Source organism: Citrobacter sp. KTE151, from assembly GCF_000398845.1.
Taxonomy (GTDB): domain Bacteria; phylum Pseudomonadota; class Gammaproteobacteria; order Enterobacterales; family Enterobacteriaceae; genus Citrobacter; species Citrobacter braakii.
In genome coordinates this window covers 48,753-73,498 of sequence record NZ_KB976066.1, presented here as the reverse complement: position 1 = coordinate 73,498, position 24,746 = coordinate 48,753, and the positions used below count along the sequence as shown (strand labels likewise).

At 53.4% G+C, this 24,746-nt stretch carries 23 protein-coding genes and 2 pseudogenes; 13 read left to right on the top strand and 12 right to left on the bottom strand.

The genetic code is table 11. The features are described from left to right. The first annotated feature begins 29 nt into the window (after positions 1 to 29). The 5 genes and pseudogenes from dam to WC7_RS27205 all read left to right on the top strand — a co-directional run. Positions 30 to 866, top strand: a complete 837-nt coding sequence (gene dam / locus WC7_RS03910; protein ID WP_016154786.1) for an adenine-specific DNA-methyltransferase — start codon at positions 30 to 32, stop codon at positions 864 to 866. Positions 867 to 883: 17 nt separating this feature from the next. Then, complete coding sequence (rpe, locus tag WC7_RS03915) at positions 884 to 1,561, top strand: ribulose-phosphate 3-epimerase (protein ID WP_003023561.1); 678 nt, start codon at positions 884 to 886, stop codon at positions 1,559 to 1,561. Next, entirely contained in the window at positions 1,554 to 2,312 is a 759-nt protein-coding gene (gene gph / locus WC7_RS03920) for a phosphoglycolate phosphatase (RefSeq protein ID WP_016154785.1), read from the top strand. The genes rpe and gph overlap by 8 nt, the downstream gene beginning before the upstream one ends. After that, positions 2,305 to 3,309, top strand: a complete 1,005-nt coding sequence (trpS, locus tag WC7_RS03925; protein WP_016154784.1) for a tryptophan--tRNA ligase — start codon at positions 2,305 to 2,307, stop codon at positions 3,307 to 3,309. Before gph ends, trpS begins: the two co-directional genes overlap by 8 nt. A gap of 158 nt (positions 3,310 to 3,467) precedes the next feature. Further along, positions 3,468 to 3,545 (top strand): annotated as a pseudogene (locus tag WC7_RS27205) (hypothetical protein); the annotation flags it as partial. 76 nt (positions 3,546 to 3,621) lie between these two features. On the opposite strand, the gene WC7_RS26070 reads toward WC7_RS27205, so the two are convergent. The 6 genes from WC7_RS26070 to tsgA all read right to left on the bottom strand — a co-directional run bounded on the left by WC7_RS26070 (position 3,622) and on the right by tsgA (position 10,812). Beyond that, positions 3,622 to 3,792, bottom strand: coding sequence for a YhfL family protein (locus WC7_RS26070; protein WP_016154783.1), 171 nt, complete (start codon positions 3,790 to 3,792; stop codon positions 3,622 to 3,624). Between the two features lie 310 nt (positions 3,793 to 4,102). Further along, entirely contained in the window at positions 4,103 to 5,476 is a 1,374-nt protein-coding gene (cysG, locus tag WC7_RS03935; RefSeq protein ID WP_016154782.1) for a siroheme synthase CysG, read from the bottom strand. 11 nt (positions 5,477 to 5,487) lie between these two features. Then, entirely contained in the window at positions 5,488 to 6,297 is an 810-nt protein-coding gene (gene nirC / locus WC7_RS03940; protein WP_016154781.1) for a nitrite transporter NirC, read from the bottom strand. A gap of 139 nt (positions 6,298 to 6,436) precedes the next feature. Continuing rightward, positions 6,437 to 6,763, bottom strand: coding sequence for a nitrite reductase small subunit NirD (gene nirD / locus WC7_RS03945; RefSeq protein ID WP_016154780.1), 327 nt, complete (start codon positions 6,761 to 6,763; stop codon positions 6,437 to 6,439). Beyond that, positions 6,760 to 9,303 (bottom strand): NADPH-nitrite reductase large subunit, encoded by a 2,544-nt coding sequence (gene nirB, locus WC7_RS03950; RefSeq protein WP_016154779.1) that lies wholly within the window; start codon positions 9,301 to 9,303, stop codon positions 6,760 to 6,762. The genes nirD and nirB overlap by 4 nt, the downstream gene beginning before the upstream one ends. Before the next feature lie 327 nt (positions 9,304 to 9,630). Then, positions 9,631 to 10,812 (bottom strand): MFS transporter TsgA, encoded by a 1,182-nt coding sequence (gene tsgA / locus WC7_RS03955; protein ID WP_016154778.1) that lies wholly within the window; start codon positions 10,810 to 10,812, stop codon positions 9,631 to 9,633. 264 nt (positions 10,813 to 11,076) lie between these two features. Here tsgA and ppiA point away from each other — a divergent pair, with 264 nt between their 5' ends. From ppiA to WC7_RS03975, 5 genes are all read left to right on the top strand, one after another. Then, the gene (gene ppiA / locus WC7_RS03960; RefSeq protein WP_003023595.1) at positions 11,077 to 11,649 is read left to right on the top strand and encodes a peptidylprolyl isomerase A; all 573 of its coding nucleotides are present in this window, start codon (positions 11,077 to 11,079) and stop codon (positions 11,647 to 11,649) included. A gap of 106 nt (positions 11,650 to 11,755) precedes the next feature. Continuing rightward, entirely contained in the window at positions 11,756 to 11,923 is a 168-nt protein-coding gene (locus tag WC7_RS26065) for a YhfG family protein (protein ID WP_016157626.1), read from the top strand. After that, on the top strand, positions 11,913 to 12,515 hold the full coding sequence (locus tag WC7_RS03965) for a putative adenosine monophosphate-protein transferase Fic (protein WP_016154777.1): 603 nt from the start codon (positions 11,913 to 11,915) through the stop codon (positions 12,513 to 12,515). The genes WC7_RS26065 and WC7_RS03965 overlap by 11 nt, the downstream gene beginning before the upstream one ends. 31 nt (positions 12,516 to 12,546) lie before the next feature. Beyond that, a complete protein-coding gene (gene pabA, locus WC7_RS03970; protein WP_016154776.1) occupies positions 12,547 to 13,110 on the top strand; it encodes an aminodeoxychorismate synthase component 2 in 564 nt (187 codons plus the stop codon). Positions 13,111 to 13,195: 85 nt separating this feature from the next. Next, entirely contained in the window at positions 13,196 to 14,413 is a 1,218-nt protein-coding gene (locus WC7_RS03975; protein ID WP_016154775.1) for a bifunctional acetylornithine/succinyldiaminopimelate transaminase, read from the top strand. 42 nt (positions 14,414 to 14,455) lie between these two features. Here WC7_RS03975 and WC7_RS03980 read toward each other — a convergent pair whose 3' ends face one another. Both WC7_RS03980 and crp read right to left on the bottom strand, forming a co-directional pair. Beyond that, positions 14,456 to 16,543 carry a YccS/YhfK family putative transporter gene (locus WC7_RS03980; protein WP_016154774.1) on the bottom strand — a complete coding sequence of 696 codons (2,088 nt, stop codon included), beginning with the start codon at positions 16,541 to 16,543 and terminating at the stop codon, positions 14,456 to 14,458. A gap of 51 nt (positions 16,544 to 16,594) precedes the next feature. Further along, positions 16,595 to 17,227, bottom strand: coding sequence for a cAMP-activated global transcriptional regulator CRP (gene crp / locus WC7_RS03985; RefSeq protein WP_000242758.1), 633 nt, complete (start codon positions 17,225 to 17,227; stop codon positions 16,595 to 16,597). A 308-nt stretch (positions 17,228 to 17,535) separates the two neighbouring features. Between crp and WC7_RS03990 the strand changes: the two genes are divergently transcribed. Then, positions 17,536 to 17,943, top strand: a complete 408-nt coding sequence (locus WC7_RS03990) for an OsmC family protein (protein WP_016154773.1) — start codon at positions 17,536 to 17,538, stop codon at positions 17,941 to 17,943. 93 nt (positions 17,944 to 18,036) lie between these two features. Here the strand turns inward: WC7_RS03990 and WC7_RS03995 are convergent, their stop codons facing one another. The 4 genes and pseudogenes from WC7_RS03995 to WC7_RS04010 all read right to left on the bottom strand — a co-directional run bounded on the left by WC7_RS03995 (position 18,037) and on the right by WC7_RS04010 (position 22,249). Further along, positions 18,037 to 18,906: a phosphoribulokinase gene (locus WC7_RS03995; protein ID WP_003827751.1), complete on the bottom strand. Its 870-nt coding sequence runs from the start codon at positions 18,904 to 18,906 to the stop codon at positions 18,037 to 18,039. Between the two features lie 53 nt (positions 18,907 to 18,959). Beyond that, on the bottom strand, positions 18,960 to 19,178 hold the full coding sequence (locus WC7_RS04000; RefSeq protein WP_003023615.1) for a YheU family protein: 219 nt from the start codon (positions 19,176 to 19,178) through the stop codon (positions 18,960 to 18,962). Next, positions 19,175 to 20,243, bottom strand: a pseudogene (locus WC7_RS04005) (hydrolase). The gene WC7_RS04000 and the pseudogene WC7_RS04005 overlap by 4 nt, the downstream one beginning before the upstream one ends. A 104-nt stretch (positions 20,244 to 20,347) precedes the next feature. After that, positions 20,348 to 22,249 (bottom strand): ABC transporter ATP-binding protein, encoded by a 1,902-nt coding sequence (locus tag WC7_RS04010; protein WP_016154771.1) that lies wholly within the window; start codon positions 22,247 to 22,249, stop codon positions 20,348 to 20,350. 132 nt (positions 22,250 to 22,381) lie between these two features. Here WC7_RS04010 and kefG point away from each other — a divergent pair, with 132 nt between their 5' ends. Both kefG and kefB read left to right on the top strand, forming a co-directional pair. Then, positions 22,382 to 22,933 (top strand): glutathione-regulated potassium-efflux system ancillary protein KefG, encoded by a 552-nt coding sequence (gene kefG / locus WC7_RS04015; RefSeq protein ID WP_016154770.1) that lies wholly within the window; start codon positions 22,382 to 22,384, stop codon positions 22,931 to 22,933. After that, the gene (gene kefB, locus WC7_RS04020; protein WP_016154769.1) at positions 22,933 to 24,738 is read left to right on the top strand and encodes a glutathione-regulated potassium-efflux system protein KefB; all 1,806 of its coding nucleotides are present in this window, start codon (positions 22,933 to 22,935) and stop codon (positions 24,736 to 24,738) included. The genes kefG and kefB overlap by 1 nt, the downstream gene beginning before the upstream one ends. Positions 24,739 to 24,746 lie beyond the last annotated feature (8 nt).

Here is a 24,746-nt window from a genome sequence, read left to right as displayed (position 1 = left end):
GCCGGAGAAGGTGTAATTAGTTAGTCAGCATGAAAAAAAATCGCGCTTTTTTGAAATGGGCAGGGGGGAAATACCCCCTGCTTGATGATATCAAACGGCATTTACCTCAGGGTGAATGCCTGATTGAACCTTTCGTGGGTGCCGGGTCGGTGTTTCTCAACACCGACTTTTCTCGTTATATTCTTGCCGATATCAACAGTGACCTCATCAGTCTCTATAACATCGTGAAGACACGTACCGATGAGTATGTGCAGGCTTCGCGTGAGCTGTTTATGCCTGAAACCAATCAGGCTGAGGTGTACTATCGGTTCAGAGAAGAATTTAATGCCAGTCAGGATCCGTTCCGCCGTGCAGTGCTGTTCTTGTATCTGAACCGCTTTGGTTACAACGGATTGTGCCGTTATAACCTGCGCGGCGAGTTTAATGTACCGTTTGGTCGTTATAAAAAACCTTACTTCCCGGAAGCCGAGTTGTACCATTTTGCTGAAAAAGCGCAGAATGCGGAGTTCCATTGTCTCTCCTATGAAGAGTGCATGGACCGTGCGGATAGCAACTCTGTGGTCTATTGTGACCCGCCTTATGCACCGCTTTCGGCGACGGCAAATTTCACCGCGTATCATACCAACAGCTTTAGCCCAAAAGAGCAGGCGCATCTGGCCGAGATGGCAGAAAAGCTGGTCAGTAAGCAGATCCCGGTGTTAATTTCGAACCATGACACGCCCGATACCCGCGAATGGTACCGATCGGCGAAACATTTTCAGGTCAAAGTGCGGCGCAGCATTAGCAGCAATGGCGGCACGCGTAAAAAGGTGAACGAACTGCTGGCACTGTATAAACCAGGAGTTGTAACGCCTGCGAAGAAATAATTCTTAAGGAGAAGCGGATGAAACAGTATTTGATCGCCCCCTCAATTCTGTCGGCTGATTTTGCCCGCCTGGGTGAGGACACCGCGAGAGCGCTGACTGCCGGTGCCGATGTCGTACACTTCGATGTCATGGACAATCACTACGTACCGAACCTGACCATCGGCCCGATGGTCCTGAAATCGCTGCGTAAATATGGCATTACTGCCCCGATTGACGTTCATCTGATGGTGAAACCGGTCGATCGTATTGTCCCGGACTTCGCCGCCGCCGGCGCGAGCATCATTACTTTTCACCCGGAAGCCTCCGAGCATGTCGATCGTACTTTACAGCTGATCAAAGAGCATGGCTGTAAAGCGGGCCTGGTATTTAACCCGGCAACACCGCTGAGCTATCTGGACTACGTCATGGATAAGCTCGATGTGATCCTGCTGATGTCCGTTAACCCAGGCTTTGGCGGGCAGTCCTTTATCCCACAAACGCTGGATAAGCTGCGCGAAGTGCGTCGTCGTATTGATGAATCTGGCTACGATATTCGCCTTGAAGTGGACGGCGGCGTCAAGGTGAACAACATTGGTGAAATCGCGGCGGCGGGTGCAGATATGTTTGTCGCAGGCTCTGCTATTTTCGACCAACCAGACTACAAAAAAGTCATTGATGAAATGCGCAATGAACTGGCGAAGGTAAGTCATGGATAAGTTTCAGGATATTCGGGGCGTTGCATTTGACCTCGACGGTACGCTGGTCGACAGCGCGCCGGGATTAACCGCAGCGGTGGATATGGCGCTGTATGCGCTGGAACTGCCGATTGCCGGTGAAGAACGCGTTATCACCTGGATTGGCAACGGTGCAGATGTACTGATGGAGCGCGCGCTGGCGTGGTCGCGTCAGGAGCGCGCCACACTACGTAAGACAATGGGTAAACCGCCCGTTGATGATGATATCCCCGCCGAAGAACAGGTGCGTATTTTGCGTAAGCTGTTCGACAGATACTACGGCGATGTCGCAGAAGAGGGGACATTCCTGTTCCCTGATGTTGCCGACACGCTGGGCGCGATGCATGCGAAAGGATTGCCGCTGGGTCTGGTGACCAACAAACCGACCCCGTTTGTCGCGCCATTGCTTGAGGCGTTAGATATCGCCAAATACTTTAGCGTGGTCATCGGTGGTGACGACGTGCAGAATAAAAAACCGCATCCGGATCCGCTACTGCTGGTAGCAAGCAAGCTTGGCATCAAGCCTGAGCAATTGCTCTTCGTAGGGGATTCACGTAATGATATTCAGGCGGCAAAAGCTGCTGGCTGTCCGTCCGTTGGCCTGACTTATGGCTACAACTACGGCGAGTCGATCGCGCTGAGCCAACCCGACGTTATTTACGACCGTATTAATGAACTACTGCCCGTTCTCGGGCTTCCGCATAGCGAAAATCAGGAATCAAAAAATGACTAAGCCCATCGTTTTTAGTGGCGCACAGCCCTCAGGTGAATTGACCATTGGCAACTATATGGGTGCGCTGCGTCAGTGGGTGAGCATGCAGGATGACTACCATTGCATCTACTGCATCGTTGACCAACATGCCATCACCGTTCGTCAGGATGCTCAGCAGCTGCGTAAAGCAACGCTCGATACGCTGGCGCTGTATCTGGCATGCGGTATCGATCCTGAAAAAAGCACCATTTTCGTCCAGTCTCATGTACCGGAACACGCACAGTTAGGTTGGGCGCTGAACTGCTACACCTATTTCGGCGAGCTGAGCCGTATGACCCAGTTCAAAGATAAATCCGCACGCTATGCGGAGAACATCAACGCCGGTCTGTTTGATTATCCGGTGCTGATGGCGGCAGACATCCTGCTGTATCAGACCAACCAGGTACCGGTTGGCGAAGATCAGAAACAGCATCTGGAACTAAGCCGCGATATCGCCCAGCGCTTCAACGCCCTGTATGGCGACATATTCAAAGTGCCTGAGCCGTTCATTCCTAAATCCGGTGCGCGCGTGATGTCGCTGCTGGAGCCGACGAAGAAAATGTCCAAGTCGGATGACAACCGCAACAATGTGATCGGCCTGCTGGAAGATCCGAAATCCGTGGTTAAGAAAATCAAACGTGCGATGACCGACTCCGAAGAGCCGCCTGTTGTACGCTACGACGTGCAGAATAAAGCGGGTGTTTCCAACCTGCTGGATATCCTCTCTGCCGTTACCGGCCAGAGCATTCCGGAGCTGGAACAACACTTTGAAGGCAAGATGTATGGTCATCTGAAAGGTGAAGTCGCAGAGGCCGTTTCCGGCATGCTGACCGAGCTTCAGGAGCGTTATCACCGTTTCCGTAACGATGAAGCTTTCCTGCAGCAGGTGATGAAAGATGGCGCTGAAAAAGCCAGCGCACGCGCGTCTGTTACGCTGAAAGCGGTTTACGAAGCGATTGGTTTTGTCGCCAAGCCGTAATGCGCTCTGCGTTGCTGAAGAAACCGGGTTCTACCCGGTTTTTTTTCGCCTGTTCGCTGGTGAATCTCAAAAAATATGAAGCGCCTCGCCGTTTGCATATTTCCTTATATCAATCAATTTAATGAAGATATAAATATTCAATTTACTGAGAATATAAAATGCGTCGGATATTTATCAAGAGAGAGGAGGGACTGACAACCCTGGCCCGCTACCTGCTCGGCGAGAAGTGCGGTAACGTGTGAATGAGCATTTAACCTATAAATATAAAAACCGGGGATTTCCCGGTTTTTTGTATCTGCGCAATCGCTTCTGTTACAGATCTGCAGCCGGGCCACAGCCACCAATAATTTTAGAAATAGAAATTGCCGGATGCAGGAAGTAATCGTAGGTGCAGTTATCTTTTTTGTTATCGACATGACCAGTACACGCGGTCAGCGTAGCCAGAACACCAGCAACGATAGTGATTTTTGCAAATTTCAGCATGTTAAAATCCTTGTAAGATATCTATTTTTAAATGGATGAAATCCATTTCTCGACGGTTAAGATATCAACTTAAATAAACTTAAAGTAGTCCGAGTTAGGACATAGCAAGTTTTATATAAAATATGCTTTCAATGAATTTAAATGTTTTAAAAATACATTTAATTAATGATTAACGGTTGGGCTACTGAGGTGAGTATATAGCGTGTATCGGTTTTGATTTATTTCTATCGGAAGATAAATAAATGCCCTGAATATGAACTGTCCAACTTTATGGGGGCAGTCCAACATCAGGGCATTTTTCAGCGTTAAATTAATGGTTCGAGAACCAGTTCAGCTTATCGCGTAGTCCAACCACGCGGCCGACGATAATCAGCGCCGGGCTTTCAACCTGCTGCGCCAGTTCGCCGAGTTGCGAAAGCACCCCGTTAACAACGCGTTGCTTCACGGAGGTACCGTTTTCTACCAGCGCGACAGACATATCGGGTTGCATGCCAAATTCGATCAGTTTTTCCTGGATAGTAGCCGCCTGATTGAGGCCCATGTAGAACACCAGCGTCTGTTTCTCTGCCGCCAGGTTTTCCCAGTCCAGCTCGCCGCCGGTTTTCAGGTGCCCGGTGACCAGACGTACACTCTGGGCGTAATCACGATGGGTCAGTGGAATGCCGGAATAGGCGGAACAACCGGATGCTGCGGTAATACCCGGTACAACGGAGAATGGAATACCGGCATGGCACAGGGTTTCCAGCTCTTCGCCACCACGGCCAAAGATGAACGGGTCGCCACCTTTCAGGCGCACGACGCGTTTGCCCTGTTGCGCTTCACGCAGCAGGATCTGGTTAATTTCTTCCTGCGGTACACAGTGGTAGCCCGCGCGTTTACCGACGAACACCCGGTCGGCATCGCGGCGTACAAGGTTCATGATGTCGTCGGATACCAGACGGTCATAAACCACGACATCCGCTTGCTGGATCTGCTGTAGACCTTTCAGCGTCAGCAGCCCGGCATCGCCAGGACCGGCGCCAACTAACACCACTTCTCCACGATGGTCCAACGGTTCGCTGAGCAACTGCTCGGTGGTTTCCTCGACGGCTTTCTGGTCACTGTTCGCCAGCGACTGCGCCAGGCGGTCATTCACGAACAATTTTTCCCAGAAGCGGCGACGTTCACCCATGCTGGCAAACTGTTCTTTCACTCGGGCGCGTAACTTGCCTGCATATTGCGCGACCTGGCCCAGATGCTGAGGCAGCACAGATTCAAGTCTTTCACGTAGCAGACGGGCAAGCACCGGCGATGTACCGCCGGAGGAGACCGCCACCATCAGCGGCGAGCGGTCGATAATGGAGGGCATGATAAAACTGGCTGCTTTTGGCGCATCGACCACGTTGCAGAAAATACGACGTGATTCTGCGGCGGTGCTGACACTTTGGTTGACGGCATCGTCATCGGTGGCGGCAATAGTCAGCCAGCAGGTGTCGAGCAGGGACTCGTCGAACGGTCCCTCAACCAGCGTCAGCATGCCTTCATCTGCCCATACGGTGAACTGCGGAATAAACGCCAACGCATTAACCGTTATACGGGCGCCCGCTTCCAGCAGTAACCGCGCTTTGCGTTCTGCGACATCACCACCGCCGACGATCAAGCAGTCGCGGTCACGTAGTTGACAAAATATAGGCAAATGATCCACGACATTACCCCTTAATTATTGGCAGTAGCCTCTGGCTGGTTGATTTTTGCCGGAACAGGACGCTCCGATTTTGGCGTAGCATACCAATAACCCAATCCCATGAATACGACACCGGACAAAGTATTACCGAGTGTCACCCACAACAGGTTATGACCAATTCCTGACAGGGTATAGGCTTCGCTGTGGTGACCGAACCAGGAGAGGGCAAACAGCGTCATGTTGGCAACCGAGTGCTCGTAACCGGAAGCGATAAACGCCAGCAGACACCACCAGATAGCGAGGAATTTTGCTGCGCCCTCGGTACGAATTGCCATCCAGATTGCCAGACAAACCAACCAGTTACACAGTGCGCCTTTAAAGAACAGCACCGTTGCTGGCGCGGTCGTTTTCGCCAACGCCACCGAATGGACGATGCTGGTATCGACCGGCAGCAGGCTACCGCCGCCCCAACTATAAAGCAGAGCGACAAACACGGATCCGACCAGATTACCCAGCCAGGTTTGCGGCAGAATAGCCCACATCTGACCGTGACTGATGGTGCCCGCTTTGACGCCGAGCGTCAGGAACATGGTGTGACCGGTAAACAGTTCCGAACCGGCAATAATGACCAGCGTTAAAGCGATACCAAAGGTTGCACCCATTACCAGAGGACGAACGGACGGGTCGAGCAGATTACCGAGGGTGAAAATAAGAATGATGCCGAGACCGACGTAGGCCCCTGCCATTGCCGAACTGACCCAGAATCCGAGCGGGTTATTAGCCGAGAGGCGTGCGATGCGCGCAGCGTTAGCCGCACACTTATTAATAGTGTCTGTGAACATGTGTTGATTATCCTTGAAGTACAAACAATAAAAAGAAATCGTAACCGTAGGCCTGATGGCGCTACGCTTATCAGGTCTACAAATAAAAGACCTACAAATACGTCAAAAAAGGGGAGGCGTTGCGCCTCCCAAAAAGTTATTAACCGCGCAGTTGCACCGTGCCGTCTTTCACTCGGGCTTCGTAATGTTTCACGGAGAACTGTTCGTCTTCCATGCACAGACCGTCGCTTAAGCGAAAGCGCTGTTTTTTCAGCGGGCTGGCGACCCACAATTCGCCCTGATGTTCAGCAATCAGCCCACGAGAAAGCACGCTGGACTCAAAGAACGGGTCGATGTTGCTGATCGCAAACACCTGGTCGCTGTGATACGGGCGGAAAATCGCAACTTGCTCGCTACCTAACAGGGCGCAGACGCCTGTTGCAGGCAGAATGTCATCGATTTTGCAGATGTTTTTCCACTGGCTCATGCGTTTTCCTCCACCAGAGTCACCGGGATACGCTCATAGGGCGTGGCCGGACGATGTTGTTCACGTTCAGGCACAACCTGGACATTCGGATCGCGTTGATCGCTGTTGATAAAGTGTTTGAAGCGAACCTGTGCGGATGGGGTGTTAACCGTCTCTGTCCACTCGCAGACCACCGCTTCACGCAGACGGGCCATCTCTTCTTCCAGGTGCTGGTTCAGCCCCAGTTTGTCGTCGATGATGACCGATTTCAGATATTCGATACCGCCTTCCAGGTTGTCTAACCATGGTGCGGTTCGGGTCAGTTTGTCAGCGGTACGGATGTAGAACATCATGAAACGATCAAGGTATTTGAGCAGCGTTTCGCGGTCGATATCCGCTGCCAGCAGGTCTGCATGACGAGGTTTCATCCCGCCGTTACCGCAAACGTACAAGTTCCAGCCTTTCTCAGTGGCGATGATACCCACGTCTTTGCCCTGAGCTTCCGCACATTCACGGGTACAGCCGGAGACGCCGAATTTCATTTTGTGCGGGGTACGAATGCCCTTGTAGCGGTTTTCCAGCTCCACGCCGAATCCGACGCTATCGCCGACGCCATAACGGCACCAGGTACTGCCTACGCAGGTTTTCGCCATACGCAGGGCTTTGGCGTATGCGTGACCGGTTTCAAAGCCCGCTTCAATCAGCTGACGCCAGATTTCCGGCAGGTCATCTTTTTGCGCGCCGAACAGGCCGATACGCTGAGAACCTGTGATTTTGGTATACAGGTTAAATTCACGCGCGATACGGCCCACGGCCACCAGGCCTTCAGGAGTAATTTCTCCGCCCGCGGAGCGCGGGATCACGGAGTAGGTACCGTCTTTCTGGATGTTCGCCAGGAAGTTGTCGTTAGTGTCCTGCAGCGGCGTGTGCTGTGGTTTGAGGATGTACTCATTCCAGCAGGAGGCCAACAGGGAACCTACGGTTGGTTTACACACTTCACAGCCGTAGCCTTTCCCGTGTTTTGCCAGCAGCTCTTCGAAGGTTTTAATTCCTTCTACACGGATCAGATGGAACAGTTCCTGACGCGAGTACGGGAAGTGTTCACACAGGTTGTTGTTAACTTCGATCCCCTGTTTCGCCAGTTCAGCGTTCAGGACCTGCGTTACCAACGGGATACACCCGCCGCAGCCGGTACCAGCTTTGGTTTCAGCTTTCAGCGCCGCAACGGTGTGGCAGCCTTTGTTAATAGCGGCGATCAGCATGCCTTTGGTGACGTCGAAGCAGGAGCAAATCTGCGCGCTGTCCGGCAGTTTATCGACACCGATAGACGGCTTACCGCTGCCCGCGTGAGCTGGCAGAATCAGTGAGTCTGGGTTTTCCGGCAGTTCGATGGCGTTCAGTACCAGCTGCAGCAGGTTGCCGTAATCGCTGGTGTCACCGACTAAAACCGCCCCGAGCAGGGTTTTGTTATCTTCGCTAACGATGAGGCGTTTGTAGACTTCTTTGCTTTCGTCGAGATAGACGTAGCTACGGGCGCCCGGCGTGCGCGCATGCGCGTCGCCAATCCCGCCGACGTCAACACCGAGCAGCTTCAGCTTGGCGCTCAGATCCGCACCTTCAAAGGCGTTTTCGGTTTCGAGAATATGGTCAACGGCAACCTGCGCCATTTTGTAGCCTGGAGCGACCAGACCATACACGCGGTTGTTCCAGCTGGCGCATTCGCCGATGGCATAGATGTCCGGATCAGAAGTCTGGCAGGTATCGTTAATCACAATACCACCGCGCGGCGCAACGTCGAGGCCGCATTGGGTGGCCAGTTTGTCGCGTGGGCGAATACCGGTAGAAAAGACGATGAAATCGACTTCCAGTTCGCTACCGTCGGCAAAACGCATGGTTTTGCGCGCTTCGGTGCCTTCCTGGACGATCTCTTTAGTGTTTTTGCTGGTGTGGACACGCACGCCCATGCTTTCAATTTTGCGACGTAACTGCTCGCCACCCATGTGATCCAGCTGTTCGGCCATCAGCATCGGGGCAAATTCAATCACGTGGGTTTCAACGCCGAGGCTTTTCAGCGCACCGGCGGCTTCCAGGCCCAGCAGGCCACCGCCGACGACGGCACCACGTTTGCTACGGCGCGCGCAAGACTCAATGGCGTTGAGGTCTTCGATGGTGCGGTAAACGAAGCAGTCTTGGGTTTCAGAACCTTTAATCGGTGGGATCCACGGATAAGAGCCTGTCGCCATGATCAGCTTATCGTAATAGACCGTACGACCCGCGCTGGAGTGGATCACCTTCTCCTGGCGGTTGATGGTGATTGCGCGCTCGCCCACTAACACCTTAACGCCATGCTTCTCGTAGAATCCTTCACGCACCAGAGAAAGCTCTTCGGCGGTGTGGTGGGAGAAGTAGGACGACAGGTGGACACGGTCGTACGCTTTGCGGGGTTCTTCACAGAAGACGGTAATATCAAAATTGGCAGCGTCGGATTTATCAAGAAGATCCTCAATAAAGCGATGGCCGACCATACCATTACCGATAATAGCGAGTCTGACTTTGCTCATTTTTGCCTCGATTTCTTTTCTATTACTGCCTACCTTAACGATTCAGCAACCCCGCTTATTGATGCAAATCAAATTCGCCTTTATATACTCCTTAAGAGGTATATGGCTGATTTAACTGCATTTTTATAAGTTACGGAATTAACAGGCTTTTCGTGTTTGTATAAATAGCGTACAAATTAAGGGGTTTTTGTAAGAATTGGCCTACAGCACCAGAGGAAGAAGAGGGCGCGGGAATAGGCCGGAGGGCGTCTGCGCCTTATCCGGCCTACGAACAGCTTGTCTTGTAGGCCGGATAAGATGCGTTAGCATCGCCATCCGGCACTCAGATTAATGCGTTGCGGGTGCGTTATGCTGGCGATGACGCGTGACGAACCCAAGAATAAAGCACATCACGAATACGACCGCATACAAGCCGTTAGCCGTCTGCAATGCCGCCAGCGGACCGCTGTGCGCCACGATAGGGCCAGTGACCACGAAGGTGAGCATAGTACCGATGGTGCCACAGGTCAGAACGAAGTTAACCAGTTTAGGTGATGCGACCTTCGTCTGCTGGGAGCCGAGGGTAATGATGGTGGTATAAATCGCGCTGGAGAAGAAGCCCAACGTCAGAATGAACCACGGCATATGCTCCGGCGTACCGGTGATAAACAGATACATCAGGACGGTAGCCACACCCGCCAGTACGGTCAGGATGCGCTGCAAATCGAAGAAACGCAGGATAAAGCTAAATGCCCACATGCCAACCATGTAAGACATCCAGAAGTCGCTGACCAGTTTACCTGCGTCGTTCAGGCTCATGCCCAGACTTTTGGCGTATTCCGGCACCCAGGAGATAAAGCCCAACTGACCGAGGATGTAGCACAGCGCGGCGATCGCCAGGAACAGCACGCCAATGCCCCATTTTTCTTTTACCACTGGCGCGTCCGGTTGCTGCGCGTGTTTACCCAGCGCCGGGAATTCGCAGCCGAAGGTCAGCAGGAAAATGGCGACGTATACCAGGCCGATGCAGGCATAAACCCAATACCATTCGATGCTGCGCGCTAACAGGAATGCTGCCACCATCGGGAAAATCATGCCGGCCATGCTGAAGAAGGAATCAGTAAACAGCAGGCGGGAACCGCGCTGGCGACCTTCGTACATCTGAGTCACCAGGAACGTACCAATCGACATGGTGATACCGCTCACCAGACCCAGTACAAACATGGCGGCTGAGAACAAGGCCAGGCTATGGCTGAGCATCAGTCCGGCGACCGCCAGAACCATCAGGATAAAGCCAAAGCGCAACTGGGTTTTCAGTGGCACAATTTCCATCAGCCATGCATTCAGAAAAATAGAGATCAGAATGCCGGCATTCAGAAAGGTGAAGGTGTTACTCATACTGGAAACGGGCAAATGGAAGTAATCTGCGATGTTTCCCATCACCATCCCGGTGACAATTACCAACGCGCCTGTCAGGGCGTAGGAGAGAAAGCTAATCCATGTGAGCTTGATGCGATTGCTGTTAGTCATGACTGGCCTGTATAGAAGTGTTAGGCGCATTGACTGCGCCGTGAGCGGGCAGATTTTAGGCGCTTTAGTGATGCATTTAAATGTTTATTGGTAATTACTTGCTACGTTACATTTTTTTATGTGATCTAGATCGCATTGAATCTTGAGGCTATAAGGTTACATTTGTTTCAAGTACGTAAAATTAAGTAAAGGGATGGCCTTGTTCTTGAAGGCTCTTTAGAATCAATTCACTTGCTTCATTTCTGCTCTTGTTAAGGAATTCTCATGCTCAAATCGACTCTGGCGGCTGTTGCAGCTGTTCTCGCTCTTTCTGCTCTCTCTCCCGCAGCACTGGCAGCAAAAGGTGACCCGCATGTCCTGCTGACAACCTCTGCCGGTAACATTGAGCTGGAGCTGAACAGTCAGAAAGCCCCGGTTTCAGTGCAAAACTTTGTCGATTATGTCAACAGCGGTTTCTATAACAACACCACGTTCCACCGCGTGATCCCTGGCTTCATGGTTCAGGGCGGCGGTTTTACCGAGCAGATGCAGCAGAAGAAACCTAACCCGCCAATCAAGAATGAAGCCGATAACGGACTGCGTAATACCCGCGGCACGATTGCCATGGCGCGTACAGCAGATAAAGACAGCGCGACCAGCCAGTTCTTTATCAACATTGCAGACAATGCGTTCCTCGATCACGGCCAGCGCGACTTTGGGTACGCGGTCTTCGGTAAAGTTGTGAAAGGTATGGATGTCGCGGATAAGATCTCTCAGGTGCAGACCCATGATGTTGGTCCTTACCAGAATGTCCCGTCAAAACCGATTGTTATCCTGTCTGCCAAAGTCCTGCCGTAAACGTATTTTGCGCGGGCAGTTCCTGTCCGCGTTCTTTCCCTTCTCTGCGTAACCTGAAATTGCCGCTTATACTTGTGGCAAGTGTCGGCTCATTCAGGGAGGTCACGTGAAAAAACTCACCGATAAACAAAAGTCCAGACTCTGGGAACAACGGCGAAATGCCAATTTCCAGGCCAGTCGGCGGTTGGAAGGGGTAGATATTCCACGGGTAACTCTGAGCACGGAAGACGCCCTGGCGCGTCTTGAAGAGTTGAGGGGGCACTATGAGCGATAAATTCGGTGATGGACGCGATCCCTATTTGTATCCGGGCCTGAATGTCATGCGTAACCGTCTGGGGATTCATCAGGCGCAGCGCCTGGCGCAGGCGGCGTATGAACTGACGGCGCTGCGTGCGGCCACTATCGAATTAGGCCCGCTTAAACGGGGCTTGCCGCATCTGTGCGCCATTCATCGCCAACTGTATCGGGATATTTTTGACTGGGCGGGACATCTGCGAGAAGTGGATATTTACCAGGGCGAGACCCGCTTTTGCCATTTCGCTTATATCGAGAAAGAGGGCAATGCGCTGATGCAGGACCTGGAAGACGAGTCCTGGTTGGTGGGGTTACCGGAAGATAAGTTTGTGGATCGTCTTGCGCACTATTATTGCGAAATCAACATGCTGCATCCGTTTCGTATTGGCAGCGGTCTGGCGCAGCGAATTTTTTTCGAACAGTTAGCGATTCATGCCGGGTATATATTGAGCTGGGATGACATTCCGGTTGAGGAGTGGAACCTGGCTGATCAGAGTGGGGCGATGGGTGACCTGTCTGCGCTTAGGGCGATATTTCGTAAAGTGGTAAGCGAAGCCCCGGAAACTGAGTAGAATAGCGCGGTTCTTATGTACCGGAGCCGCCATGATCCTGCTTATCGATAACTATGATTCTTTTACCTGGAACCTGTACCAATACTTCTGCGAACTGGGCGCTGATGTCCTTGTCAGGCGCAACGACGAACTGACGCTGGCGCAAATCGACGCGCTAAGCCCGCAAAAAATCGTAATATCCCCAGGCCCCTGCACGCCGGATGACGCTGGTATCTCATTGGATGTTATTCGTCATTTCGCGGGCAAGACGCCCCTGCTGGGTGTTTGTCTGGGACATCAGGCTATGGCGCAGGCCTTTGGCGCGACAGTGGTTCGGGCAGCTAAAGTGATGCACGGTAAAACGTCGCCAATTACGCATAACGGGCAGGGTGTTTTTCAGGGGCTCGCCAACCCATTAACGGTGACGCGCTACCATTCTCTGGTGGTTGCCCCCGCGACGCTTCCTGACTGCTTTGAGGTGACGGCCTGGAGTGAAACGCAGGAGATTATGGGCATTCGTCACCGCGAGTGGGATATGGAAGGGGTGCAGTTTCACCCGGAGAGTATTCTCAGCGAACAGGGGCATCAACTGCTGGCTAATTTCCTCAACCGGTGATTTGTGGTTGCTATTCAGTGATTTTTTATTCATATTTTGTGATTATAATTTCACTAACATTTCTGCTTAACAGGGTGGCAATGACATGGCAACTGAACAAACTGCAATTACGCGCGCGACATTCGATGAAGTGATTCTGCCGATTTATGCACCGGCTGAGTTTATCCCGGTAAAAGGAAAAGGGAGTCGAGTCTGGGATCAACAGGGCAAAGAGTATGTTGATTTCGCGGGCGGCATTGCAGTTACTGCACTAGGGCATTGCCATCCGGCCCTGGTGGAGGCGTTAAAAACCCAGGGTGAAACCCTGTGGCATACCAGCAACGTTTTCACCAACGAACCGGCGTTGCGCCTGGGCCGTAAAATCATTGATGCGACCTTCGCCGAGCGCGTGCTGTTCATGAACTCGGGTACCGAAGCTAACGAAACCGCCTTTAAGCTGGCGCGCCACTATGCCTGCGTGCGCCATAGCCCGTTCAAAACCAAAATCATTGCCTTCCATAATGCGTTTCACGGTCGTTCGCTGTTTACCGTATCCGTCGGCGGGCAGCCGAAATACTCTGACGGCTTTGGACCAAAACCAGCGGATATCATCCATGTACCGTTTAACGATCTGCATGCTGTCAAAGCGGTGATGGACGATCACACCTGTGCGGTGGTGGTTGAGCCTATTCAGGGGGAAGGTGGCGTCACTGCGGCAACGCCGGAATTCCTGCAAGGTTTGCGTGAACTTTGCGACCAACACCAGGCGCTATTGGTATTGGATGAAGTGCAGAGCGGGATGGGCCGTACCGGCGATCTGTTTGCCTATATGCACTACGGCGTGACGCCGGATATCCTCACCAGCGCGAAGGCTCTCGGCGGCGGCTTCCCGGTGAGCGCGGTGCTGACCACCCAAGAGATTGCCTCCGCATTTCACGTGGGTTCGCACGGTTCCACTTATGGTGGCAATCCGCTGGCCTGCGCAGTTGCGGGGGCCGCGTTTGATATCATCAACACGCCGGAAGTGTTGGAAGGTATTCAGGCTAAACGTCAGGCGTTTGTCCAACATTTGCACAAAATTGATCAACAGTTCGACATTTTCAGCGATATTCGCGGGATGGGGCTGCTGATTGGCGCCGAGCTGAAGCCGCAGTTTAAAGGCCGGGCGCGCGATTTCCTGTATGCCGCCGCGCACGAAGGGGTGATGGTACTCAACGCCGGACCGGACGTGATGCGTTTCGCGCCGTCGCTGGTAGTTGAGCAGGTGGATATCGATGAAGGGATGCAGCGTTTCGCACAAGCGGTAGCGAAAGTCGTTGCCTGATTACCTGTTGCCGGATAAGCACAGCGCATCCGGCAGTCGATCTTAACCTTTCATGTCCCGCAGACGGCGGCTCAGCCAGATTCCGTGGTGCGGTCGCTGACGCCATGCTACCGACGAAATGGTGTGCATGGTGTTCAGATGCCCCAGTATCCGTTGCAGATGCTGCTCAAGGGTGCTTAACGGACCGTGGGACAGCATCTCTGGCGCTTCGAGAATATTCACATCGCCTGAGCTTCCCGGTCCGTCATATTCCAGCCGCTGCTGACAGCGCTGGAGCGCAATTTCACAGGATTCCAGATACCGCTGCGCTAAATCCGGCGTCAGCATTGTGTGTTCCCTTGCCAGTGTGGTCATCGCGTTGATGTGCTCGACGATGAACTGGCTGTGCGTGACCCACAGTTTCATGTCCGCCAGGTAGTGCGAGTTGAATCCTGGCTCCTGCATCGCCTGGTTCAGTGAGTTGAACAACGTGTTATGCGCCTGATTGACCCGCATGCGTTGATACGCCAGCGGCGTGGCCTGCGGATCGTTGCTGAGGATCAGTCGAATGGCCTCCTGATCGGCTTCTAACGCATCATGGGCGTTCTTACGCAGCAGGCCGCTCTGCCACTGCGGCCACAGCCAGAGTGTACCGCCAAAGGCGATTAAGCAGCCAATAACCGTATCGACAAACCGCGGCACGATAAACTGTTCTCCGTTCAGCGTCAGCAGTTGCAGGGTGTATACCGCCGTGACCGTAAAGCCGACGGTAGCCCAGCCGTAGTTTTTGCGCATGATCAGATAGCTACCCAGGGTAATCAGCAGCATGCCTGCCAGCGTGTAACCTTCCTGAATATGAAAGTGCAGGGTGACCCCGGCAATGACCAGTCCAACGAGCGTTCCTGCTGAACGGTGTAAAATACGTACCCGGGTTGCTCCGTAGCCATTTTGCGTGACGAACAGGATCGTCATCAAAATCCAGTAAGGCTTTGGCAGGTGTAAAGCGCTGCCCATCAGGCTGGCGATACTCAGCATGACGCTGATGCGTCCGGCATTACGCAACGCCGGCGATTTCAACGACAGATAGTTTTTCAGGGCCGGGATCAGCGGCAACCGACGCTGCTTGTCCGCCATTAAATCTCGGGCGTACAGCGGTCGCTGGGTGCGTAGCACGCGGGCAATACGGCTGAAGTGCCAGTAGCAAAATTGTCCCACCGGATTGTCCGGATGCTGGTTGGCGATTTTCTCCAGCGTGCCAATCTGCTTGTCCATCGAGAAACGGGTCGGCAAGCGGTGATACAGAATATCATCAGCCAGTACCCGAAGGCGTTCGGCGACGGTGCGCGCATTCCAGCGAATCACCTGTTCGGCGTGGCTACGTTCGACCAGCTTTTGCACCTCTTCCGGCTGGTGGAGGCTGACGGAAATATGCTCCTGCAAGTCCAGTGCCTCCTGAAAGGCACGCAGCAGGCGCTTGTAATCGTTGTTGCGATGCGCCGACAGCATATGCATTTGCTGGTAGCACTGGGTAATCAGATCCACCGCTTTCTGCTGGCGAACCAGCAGGGGAGGTAACGCTTTTTCCGGATCGGCATGCTGGGTCAGCAGGCTGTACTTGGCCTCACAGTAATCGGCTAATTCACGGTACAACAAGCTGAGCGATTCACGGAGCGGCTGCTCGCGCCACATCCAGAACCAGAACCAGTTGAACAGGCCGTACCATAACGTGCCCAGCGCATAGATCAGCAACGGTTCCCAGACGGGCATGTTCCCGACCAGGCTTAGCGTGAAAATCGCGGCGATAAGTGAGGCCGGTAACAGTCGGGCATGCAGAGGGCTGAGCTCGGCGGTTACGCCAAGAATCAGCGTCAGTCCGGTGAGGATAAGCGGCAGCGGTATGGCCTGTGCCAGCAGCAACTGCATGATCAGACTGCAACCGGCAAACAAAGACGCGCCAATAGCTAAACGTTTGAAAAAGCGCTTGTGCGGGGTATCAAGGCCGGCAATGTTGCAACAGGCAGGGACCAGGGAGAAGAGGAGCCCCAGATGAAGCTGACCGATGATCAGACCAACAGCCACAGGTAAACATAGCACCAGCGTCTGCCGTAGTGCGTAGTTGATCTCTGGGTGGTATATCAGTCTTCGCCACATCGGTGTAAACAAAAGTGGCGCATCACTGAGTAACGCGCCACTTCGATGGGGTTAACGGGTGCCGTAGACGACGATGGTCTTACCGTGTGCGGAGATCAGGTTTTGATCTTCCAGCATCTTCAGAATACGACCAACGGTCTCACGGGAGCAGCCAACGATCTGGCCGATTTCCTGACGGGTGATTTTAATCTGCATGCCGTCCGGGTGGGTCATCGCATCAGGCTGTTTCGCCAGATTCAGCAGAGTCTGCGCGATACGACCCGTTACGTCGAGGAAGGCAAGGTTGCCGACTTTTTCAGACGTGACCTGCAGGCGACGAGCCATCTGTGAAGACAGGCGCATCAGAATATCCGGGTTGACCTGGATTAATTGGCGAAATTTTTTGTATGAAATTTCAGCGACTTCACATGCGGTTTTGGCACGTACCCAGGCGCTACGTTCCTGACCTTCTTCGAAGAGGCCTAATTCACCAATAAAATCGCCCTGATTCAGATAAGAAAGGATCATTTCTTTCCCTTCTTCATCTTTGATCAGCACTGCCACTGAGCCTTTAACGATGTAATACAACGTTTCCGCTTTTTCACCCTGGTGAATCAGCGTGCTCTTCGATGGGTACTTATGAATATGGCAATGAGACAAGAACCATTCGAGAGTCGGGTCTGTTTGCGGTTTGCCAAGCACCATGCGCGGTTATCCTCTGTTATAAGCTGTCTCCAGAGCCAGAAAACGACGCTGCCTCTGGGTTTGCAAAAATATGCTTCCCGCTACCTGGGAAAGGGGCTGTCAAAAATTAACTGCAGCCTGTAATGTGATGTCCTCTGCATACATGCAGTACGTCAATGTATTACTGTAGCATCCTGACTGTTTTAGCATAGCTTTCGCCGTGTGTCTCCTGGTGTCTCGCTTCAGCATGACGCAGGTCGCCTTCCGTTGCGAGAATTGTTATGTACGCGTAATCTGTCAGGAAAATTGAAACATTGGAGTTACGAAATATGCAAGCGCGTGTAAAGTGGGTTGAGGGGTTAACCTTCCTCGGTGAGTCCGCCTCTGGTCACCAAATTTTGATGGACGGTAACTCCGGTGATAAAGCGCCGAGCCCGATGGAAATGGTATTAATGGCTGCGGGCGGTTGCAGCGCAATTGATGTGGTTTCGATCCTGCAAAAAGGTCGTCAGGATGTGACCAACTGCGAAGTGAAACTGACCTCAGAGCGTCGTGATGAAGCGCCGCGCCTGTTTACCCACATTAACCTGCATTTCATCGTAACGGGTAACGATCTGAAAGATGCGTCCGTTTCGCGCGCAGTCGATCTCTCTGCGGAAAAATATTGCTCTGTGGCGCTGATGCTGGAAAAGGCGGTGAACATTACCCACTCCTATGAAGTGGTTGCTGCTTCGTGATGTCATGCCTGATGGCGTTTCACTTATCAGGCCTACAGGATATAAACGCGTAGGCCGGATAAGGCATCAGCCGCCATCCGGCAAAATAACACCCTACTCTATCTTTTTGCCTTCCATCAGTCGCTGGACCAGCGGCAGCATAATCAATTCCATCGCCAGACCCATTTTCCCGCCCGGAACAACCAACGTATTGATATGGGAAATGAATGATCCCTGCAGCATGGCCAGTAGCCACGGGAAGTCGATCCCTTCCAGGTTCCGAAAATGAATCACGACAAAGCTTTCATCCAGTGATGGAATACTTTTGGCGGCAAAGGGGTTGGAGGTATCGACGGTCGGTACGCGCTGGAAGTTAATATGCGTACGGGAAAACTGCGGCGTAATGTAATTGATGTAATCGTCCATTGAGCGCACCACCGAGTCCATCACCGCTTCGCGCGAGTGTCCCCGCTCGCTGGTATCGCGGGTCAGCTTCTGAATCCATTCCAGGTTCACGATCGGCACTACGCCAACCAGCAGATCGACATGCCGGGCCACGTTTTGCTGTGGGGTTACGACGCCGCCGTGCAGTCCTTCATAGAACAGGACATCCGTCGGTTCAGGCAGCGGCTGCCAGGGCGTAAATGTACCCGGAACCTGATTCCACGGTACGGCCTCATCGTAGGTGTGCAGATATTTTCGCGACTGACCTTTGCCCGTCTGGCCGTATTCGATGAAGGTTTGCTCCAGCAGACCGAAGTCATTAGCTTCGGGGCCGAAATAGCTGATATGCCGCCCGGCATCGCGCGCTTTGCGAATCGCCATGTCCATTTCCGGACGGGTATAACGATGAAAACTGTCACCTTCCACCTCGGCGGCGCGCAAATTTAACTGCGCGAAAATTTTACGAAACGCGAGGCTGGTGGTGGTGGTCCCCGCGCCGCTGGACCCTGTTACCGCAATCACCGGATGTTTGGCAGACATAACAACTCCATGAATAGGTTGAATTTTTATTATAGTCGGCCGTCGGCTACGGATTACTCGTGAATCTGCTTCCTCGGCATAATGTTGACCGTTTCATGCAGTTCGGACCATACCAGCACGGCTTCACCAGATTGTAGTTGGCGTTTGACGTCGGCGACTTTTTGTTCGAGTGAGCGTTCATGTTCACCATAATCGGTGCCTTCGCGCAAGACAAAGCTTTCAATCAGATTGTCCAGCGCGTCCGGGGAGATATCTTGCCAGGGGATGATCATGATGATGCCTCCAGATACGTTGTCAGCCAGTCCGGGATTCTGGATTCCAGCCACATCTCAGGACGGCGCACCGTGCCGCCAATGAATCCGACGTGGCCGCCGTGTTCCGTCAGTTGATACTCTACCTGTGAGGGCAGATTTTCCGGTTTAGGGATCACGTGATGATCCATAAACGGATCGTCTTTGGCATGGATAATCAGCGTGGGTTTGGCAATCTGGTTGAGCAACGGCATAGCGCTACACTGACGGTAATAGTCTATAGCATCAGCGAAACCGTGGATTTTGGCGGTGATCAGATCGTCAAAATCGCGAATGCGACGCAGAGATTTCAACTGGCCCAGACTCACCGGCAGCGATCCTGGATACGCCTCTAGCTTACGCGAGGCATTGGCTTTCAACAGGTTTAGCAGGTAGCGCTGATAGACCCGGGAGAATCCCTTGTCCATATGGTAACTACAGGCTTCCAGCACGAAAGGCGCGGAAACGATAACCGCGGCATCAATTGGAATCTCAGTACCTTCTTTTGCCAGCAGGCAGGCCAGCATGTTTCCACCGAGCGAATAGCCTACCGCCGCGGTCGGCACGCGACCGAACTCACGTGCCAGCCAGTGTAAAAACCAGGTGCCATCTTCTGTCTCACCGGAGTGATAAATACGGTTCAGACGATTGGGTTCGCCGCTGCAGCCGCGAAAATGCATCACCACGCCCAGCCAGCCGCGCTTTTGCGCTGCTTCAATCAAGCCATGTGCGTACGGGCTGTTCAGACTGCCTTCCAGACCGTGAAAAACCACCAGGCGCGGTTTATGTTTCGCCTGTTGCGGATCTTCACTCCATGCCAGATCGACAAAATCACCGTCGGGCAATTCCAGACGCTGCCAGTGGGCGTCGAACTTCACCTTGCGGCGAATTAAACGCGGCAGCATCGTCTGCAGATGGCGGTTACTGATACCGCGCATCGGACGGAATTCTCGAGAATCGTCGGTAGGTGGAGTTATTTCTGTGGACGTGATTTCAACCATAACACCAGAGCAATTAATAATCGGAAAGAATAACTATACCGCGCACAGCGCGTGCGGGTTAGCCAATATGTGATTTTGTCGCGAGTCAGTCAGCAGGCAATCATCGGCTATAGTGCCGGATGGCGGCTTCGCCTTATCCGGCACTCATGATTACTCGGCCAGCATCTGCTCAAGCTGTTCCTGAGCCTCCAGCCAGGCCATCTCGCACTCTTCCAGTCCGGATTTCGCACTGGCCTGCTGCTGCAAGCATGCTGTGAGTTCGGCTTTGCGGCTTTGGTCGTACAGTTCGCTATCGCCGAGTTTTTCTTCCGCCTGCGCCAGCTGTGCGTGCAGTTTCTCCATCTCTTTTTCCAGACGGGTAATCTCTTTACGTAGCGGTTGCGTCAGGGTGCGTAGTTCAGCTTCGCGACGCTTCTGGTCTTTACGTGCCTGGGCGCTGTTAACGCTCTCTTTTACCGGTTCGTCGCTCTGGTTTTCCTGTTTTTGCACATCGCTCAGCCACTGCTGATAATCCTCAAGATCGCCATCAAACGGCTCGACTTTCTTGTCGTGCACCAGATAGAGGTCATCGGTAGTAGAGCGAATCAGGTGACGGTCGTGCGAGACCACAACCAGTGCGCCTTCGAAATCGATCAGCGCTTCGGTCAGCGCCTGACGCATATCCAAATCCAGGTGGTTGGTCGGTTCATCAAGCAGCAGCAGGTTCGGGCGCTGCCAGACGATCAATGCCAGCACCAGACGCGCTTTTTCACCACCGGAGAAGCGGCGAGTCTCTTCGCTGACTTTATCGCCCTGGAAGCCGAATCCGCCGAGGTAGTCTCGCAGTTTCTGCTCCAGCTCCTGCGGCGCCATGCGCGCCAGGTGCTGAATTGGTGATTCATCGGCGCGTAAAAACTCCAGCTGGTGCTGTGCGAAGTAACCCAGCTTGATGCCTTTTGCCAGGCCAATCTCGCCGCTGATGGGGGCCAGTTCGCCGGCCAGCAGCTTAATCAGCGTAGATTTACCCGCGCCGTTGCGTCCGAGCAGGCCGATGCGAGACCCCGGCACCAGATTCAGTTTGATCGAATCGAGAATGACGCGGTCGCCGTAGCCGGCGCTGACCTTTTCCATCTTTAACAGCGGGTTCGGCAGGCTTTCCGGCTCGCGGAAGCTGAAGTGGAACGGGTTGTCCACGTGCGCAGGGGCAATCAGCTCCATACGTTCCAGCATTTTGATACGGCTCTGCGCCTGCTTTGCTTTGGTGGCTTTAGCGCGGAAACGATCGATATAGCTTTGCAGATGCGCCACGCGCTCCTGCTGGCTTTCGTACATTGCCTGTTGCTGTGCGAGGCGGGTCGCACGCTGGATTTCAAACGCGCTGTAGTTACCGGTGTACTCGAACATCGTTTGCTGTTCGATATGAATAATTTTATCCACCACCGGATCGAGGAAGTCGCGGTCGTGGGAGATCAAAATCAGCGTGCCCTGATAGCTTTTCAGCCATCTTTCCAGCCAGATCACCGCGTCGAGATCGAGGTGGTTGGTCGGTTCATCGAGCAGCAGCAGGTCTGAACGGCAAATCAGCGCCTGAGCCAGGTTGAGACGCATACGCCAGCCACCGGAGAAATCGCTGACGGGACGTTCAAGCTGTTCGTTGGAGAAGCCGAGGCCATGCAGCAGGCTGGCGGCGCGTGAGCGCACAGTCCAGGCGTCGATGGCATCCAGCTTGCCATGGACGGTGGCAATGGCGTGTCCATCGTTACGTTCGTTGGCATCGTTCAACTGTGCTTCCAGTTGACGATACTCGCGGTCGCCGTCAATCACATACTCCAACGCCGGCTGTGGCAACGCAGGCGTTTCCTGATTAACCCACGCGAGCTGCCAGTTTCCCGGATAGGTAAATCCTCCGGCGTCGGCGCTAAGTTCATTTTTCAGCAATGCCAGCAGGGTAGATTTACCGCAGCCATTTTTACCTACCAGGCCAACTTTCTGCCCTGGATTAATGGTGGCCGTGGCATTTTCCAGCAGGACGCGCACGCCGCGACGAATTTGTAACGATGAGAAAACAATCATAAGGCGCCGTATGTTCAGACTATGTTAATTTATCATTATGATAATGTAATGTGTGGGCCATTTGCCGCACCGAGGCGCAATGGTAGCCCAAAACGTCGAAAATAGACAAAAGACAAAACCGGGAGGGGGATGATGTTCCAGCCAGCGAAAGTCTTGCTGCTGTATGCCCATCCGGAATCTCAGGACTCGGTCGCGAACCGGGTACTGCTTAAACCGGCCATGCAGCTCAGCAATGTTACCGTGCGCGACCTGTACGCGCACTATCCTGACTTTTTTATCGACATTCCGCATGAGCAGGCGCTGCTGCGCGAGCATGATGTGATTGTTTTTCAGCATCCGCTCTACACCTATAGCTGCCCGGCGTTGTTAAAGGAGTGGCTTGACCGCGTACTGAGTCGAGGATTTGCCAGCGGCCCCGGGGGGAATCAACTGGCGGGAAAGTACTGGCGGAGCGTTATCACTACCGGAGAGCCGGAAAGCGCCTACCGCTATGACGCGCTAAACCGTTATCCAATGAGCGATGTACTGCGCCCTTTTGAGCTAACGGCCGGTATGTGCCGCATGCACTGGATGAGCCCTATCATTGTCTACTGGGCCAGACGGCAAACGAAGCAGGAGCTGGACAGCCATGCGAAAGCGTATGGCGACTGGCTGGCGAATCCGATCCCTGTGGGAGGCCGCTGATGGAAGGTTCTGATTTATTGACTGCCGGCGTGTTGTTCCTCTTCGCGGCGGTGGCTGCCGTTCCTCTGGCCTCAAAACTGGGTATCGGTCCGGTGCTGGGTTACTTGCTGGCGGGGATTGCTATTGGCCCATGGGGATTAGGGTTCATCAGCGATGTGGATGAAATCTTACACTTTTCCGAACTGGGCGTAGTTTTTCTGATGTTCATCATTGGGCTGGAACTTAATCCAGCCAAACTGTGGCAATTGCGGCGTTCAATTTTTGGCGTCGGCGCCGCGCAGGTGATGCTAAGCGCGGTCGTGCTGGCAGGGCTACTGATGCTTACAGCGTTCTCCTGGCAGGCAGCAGTGGTTGGCGGCATTGGTCTGGCGATGTCATCCACCGCTATGGCGCTACAGTTGATGCGCGAAAAAGGCATGAATCGCAGTGAATCCGGACAGCTGGGCTTTTCGGTGCTGCTGTTTCAGGATCTGGCGGTGATCCCCGCGTTGGCGCTGGTTCCGCTGCTGGCGGGGTCTGCTGACGAACATTTTGACTGGATCAAAGTGGGGATGAAGGTGCTGGCCTTTGCCGGCATGCTGATTGGCGGGCGCTATTTGCTGCGTCCGGTTTTCCGCTTTATTGCGGATTCTGGCGTGCGGGAAGTGTTCACCGCCGCCACGCTGCTGTTAGTGCTGGGTTCTGCTTTATTTATGGATGCGCTGGGTCTGTCGATGGCGCTGGGGACCTTTATAGCGGGCGTTCTGCTGGCGGAAAGCGAATACCGACATGAGCTGGAAACGGCAATCGATCCGTTTAAAGGCCTGTTGCTTGGCCTGTTTTTTATCTCCGTAGGTATGTCGCTTAACCTTGGCGTGCTCTATACCCATATTTTATGGGTGGCGGCGAGCGTGATGGTGCTGGTGGTCGTAAAAATGCTGGTGCTGTATGTACTGGCGCGTCTTAACGGCATGAGAAGCTCAGAACGGATGCAGTTTGCCGGGGTTTTAAGTCAGGGCGGTGAATTCGCTTTCGTGCTGTTTTCAACGGCCTCTTCCCAACGGCTGTTCCAGGGTGACCAAATGGCGCTGTTGTTGGTGACCGTCACGCTGTCGATGATGACCACGCCGCTGGTGATGAAGTTGATTGATAAATGGCTCTCCCGCCAGTTTAATGGCACGGATGAAGAAGATGAAAAACCCTGGGTGGAAGATGATAAACCGCAGGTAATTGTGGTGGGTTTCGGGCGCTTTGGTCAGGTTATTGGTCGTCTGTTGATGGCCAATAAAATGCGTATTACCGTCCTGGAAAGAGATATCAGCGCAGTGAATCTAATGCGCAAATATGGCTATAAGGTCTATTACGGTGATGCCACGCAGGTGGATCTGTTGCGTTCCGCGGGTGCAGAAGCCGCACAGTCTATTGTTATTACCTGTAATGAACCTGAAGACACTATGAAGCTGGTGGAGCTGTGCCAACAGTATTTTCCGCATTTGCATATTCTTGCGCGTGCGCGCGGACGTGTAGAGGCGCATGAGTTATTACAGGCTGGTGTGACGCAGTTTTCCCGCGAAACGTTTTCCAGTGCGCTGGAGTTAGGGCGAAAAACGCTGGTTACGCTAGGGATGCATCCGCACCAGGCTCAGCGCGCTCAGCTGCATTTTCGGCGGCTGGATATGCGCATGTTGCGGGAACTGATCCCCATGCACACGGATACGGTACAAATCTCCCGAGCCAGGGAAGCCCGGCGCGAGCTTGAGGAGATTTTCCAACGAGAGATGCAGCAAGAGCGACGTCAACTGGATGGCTGGGATGAATTTGAGTAGAGGTAACC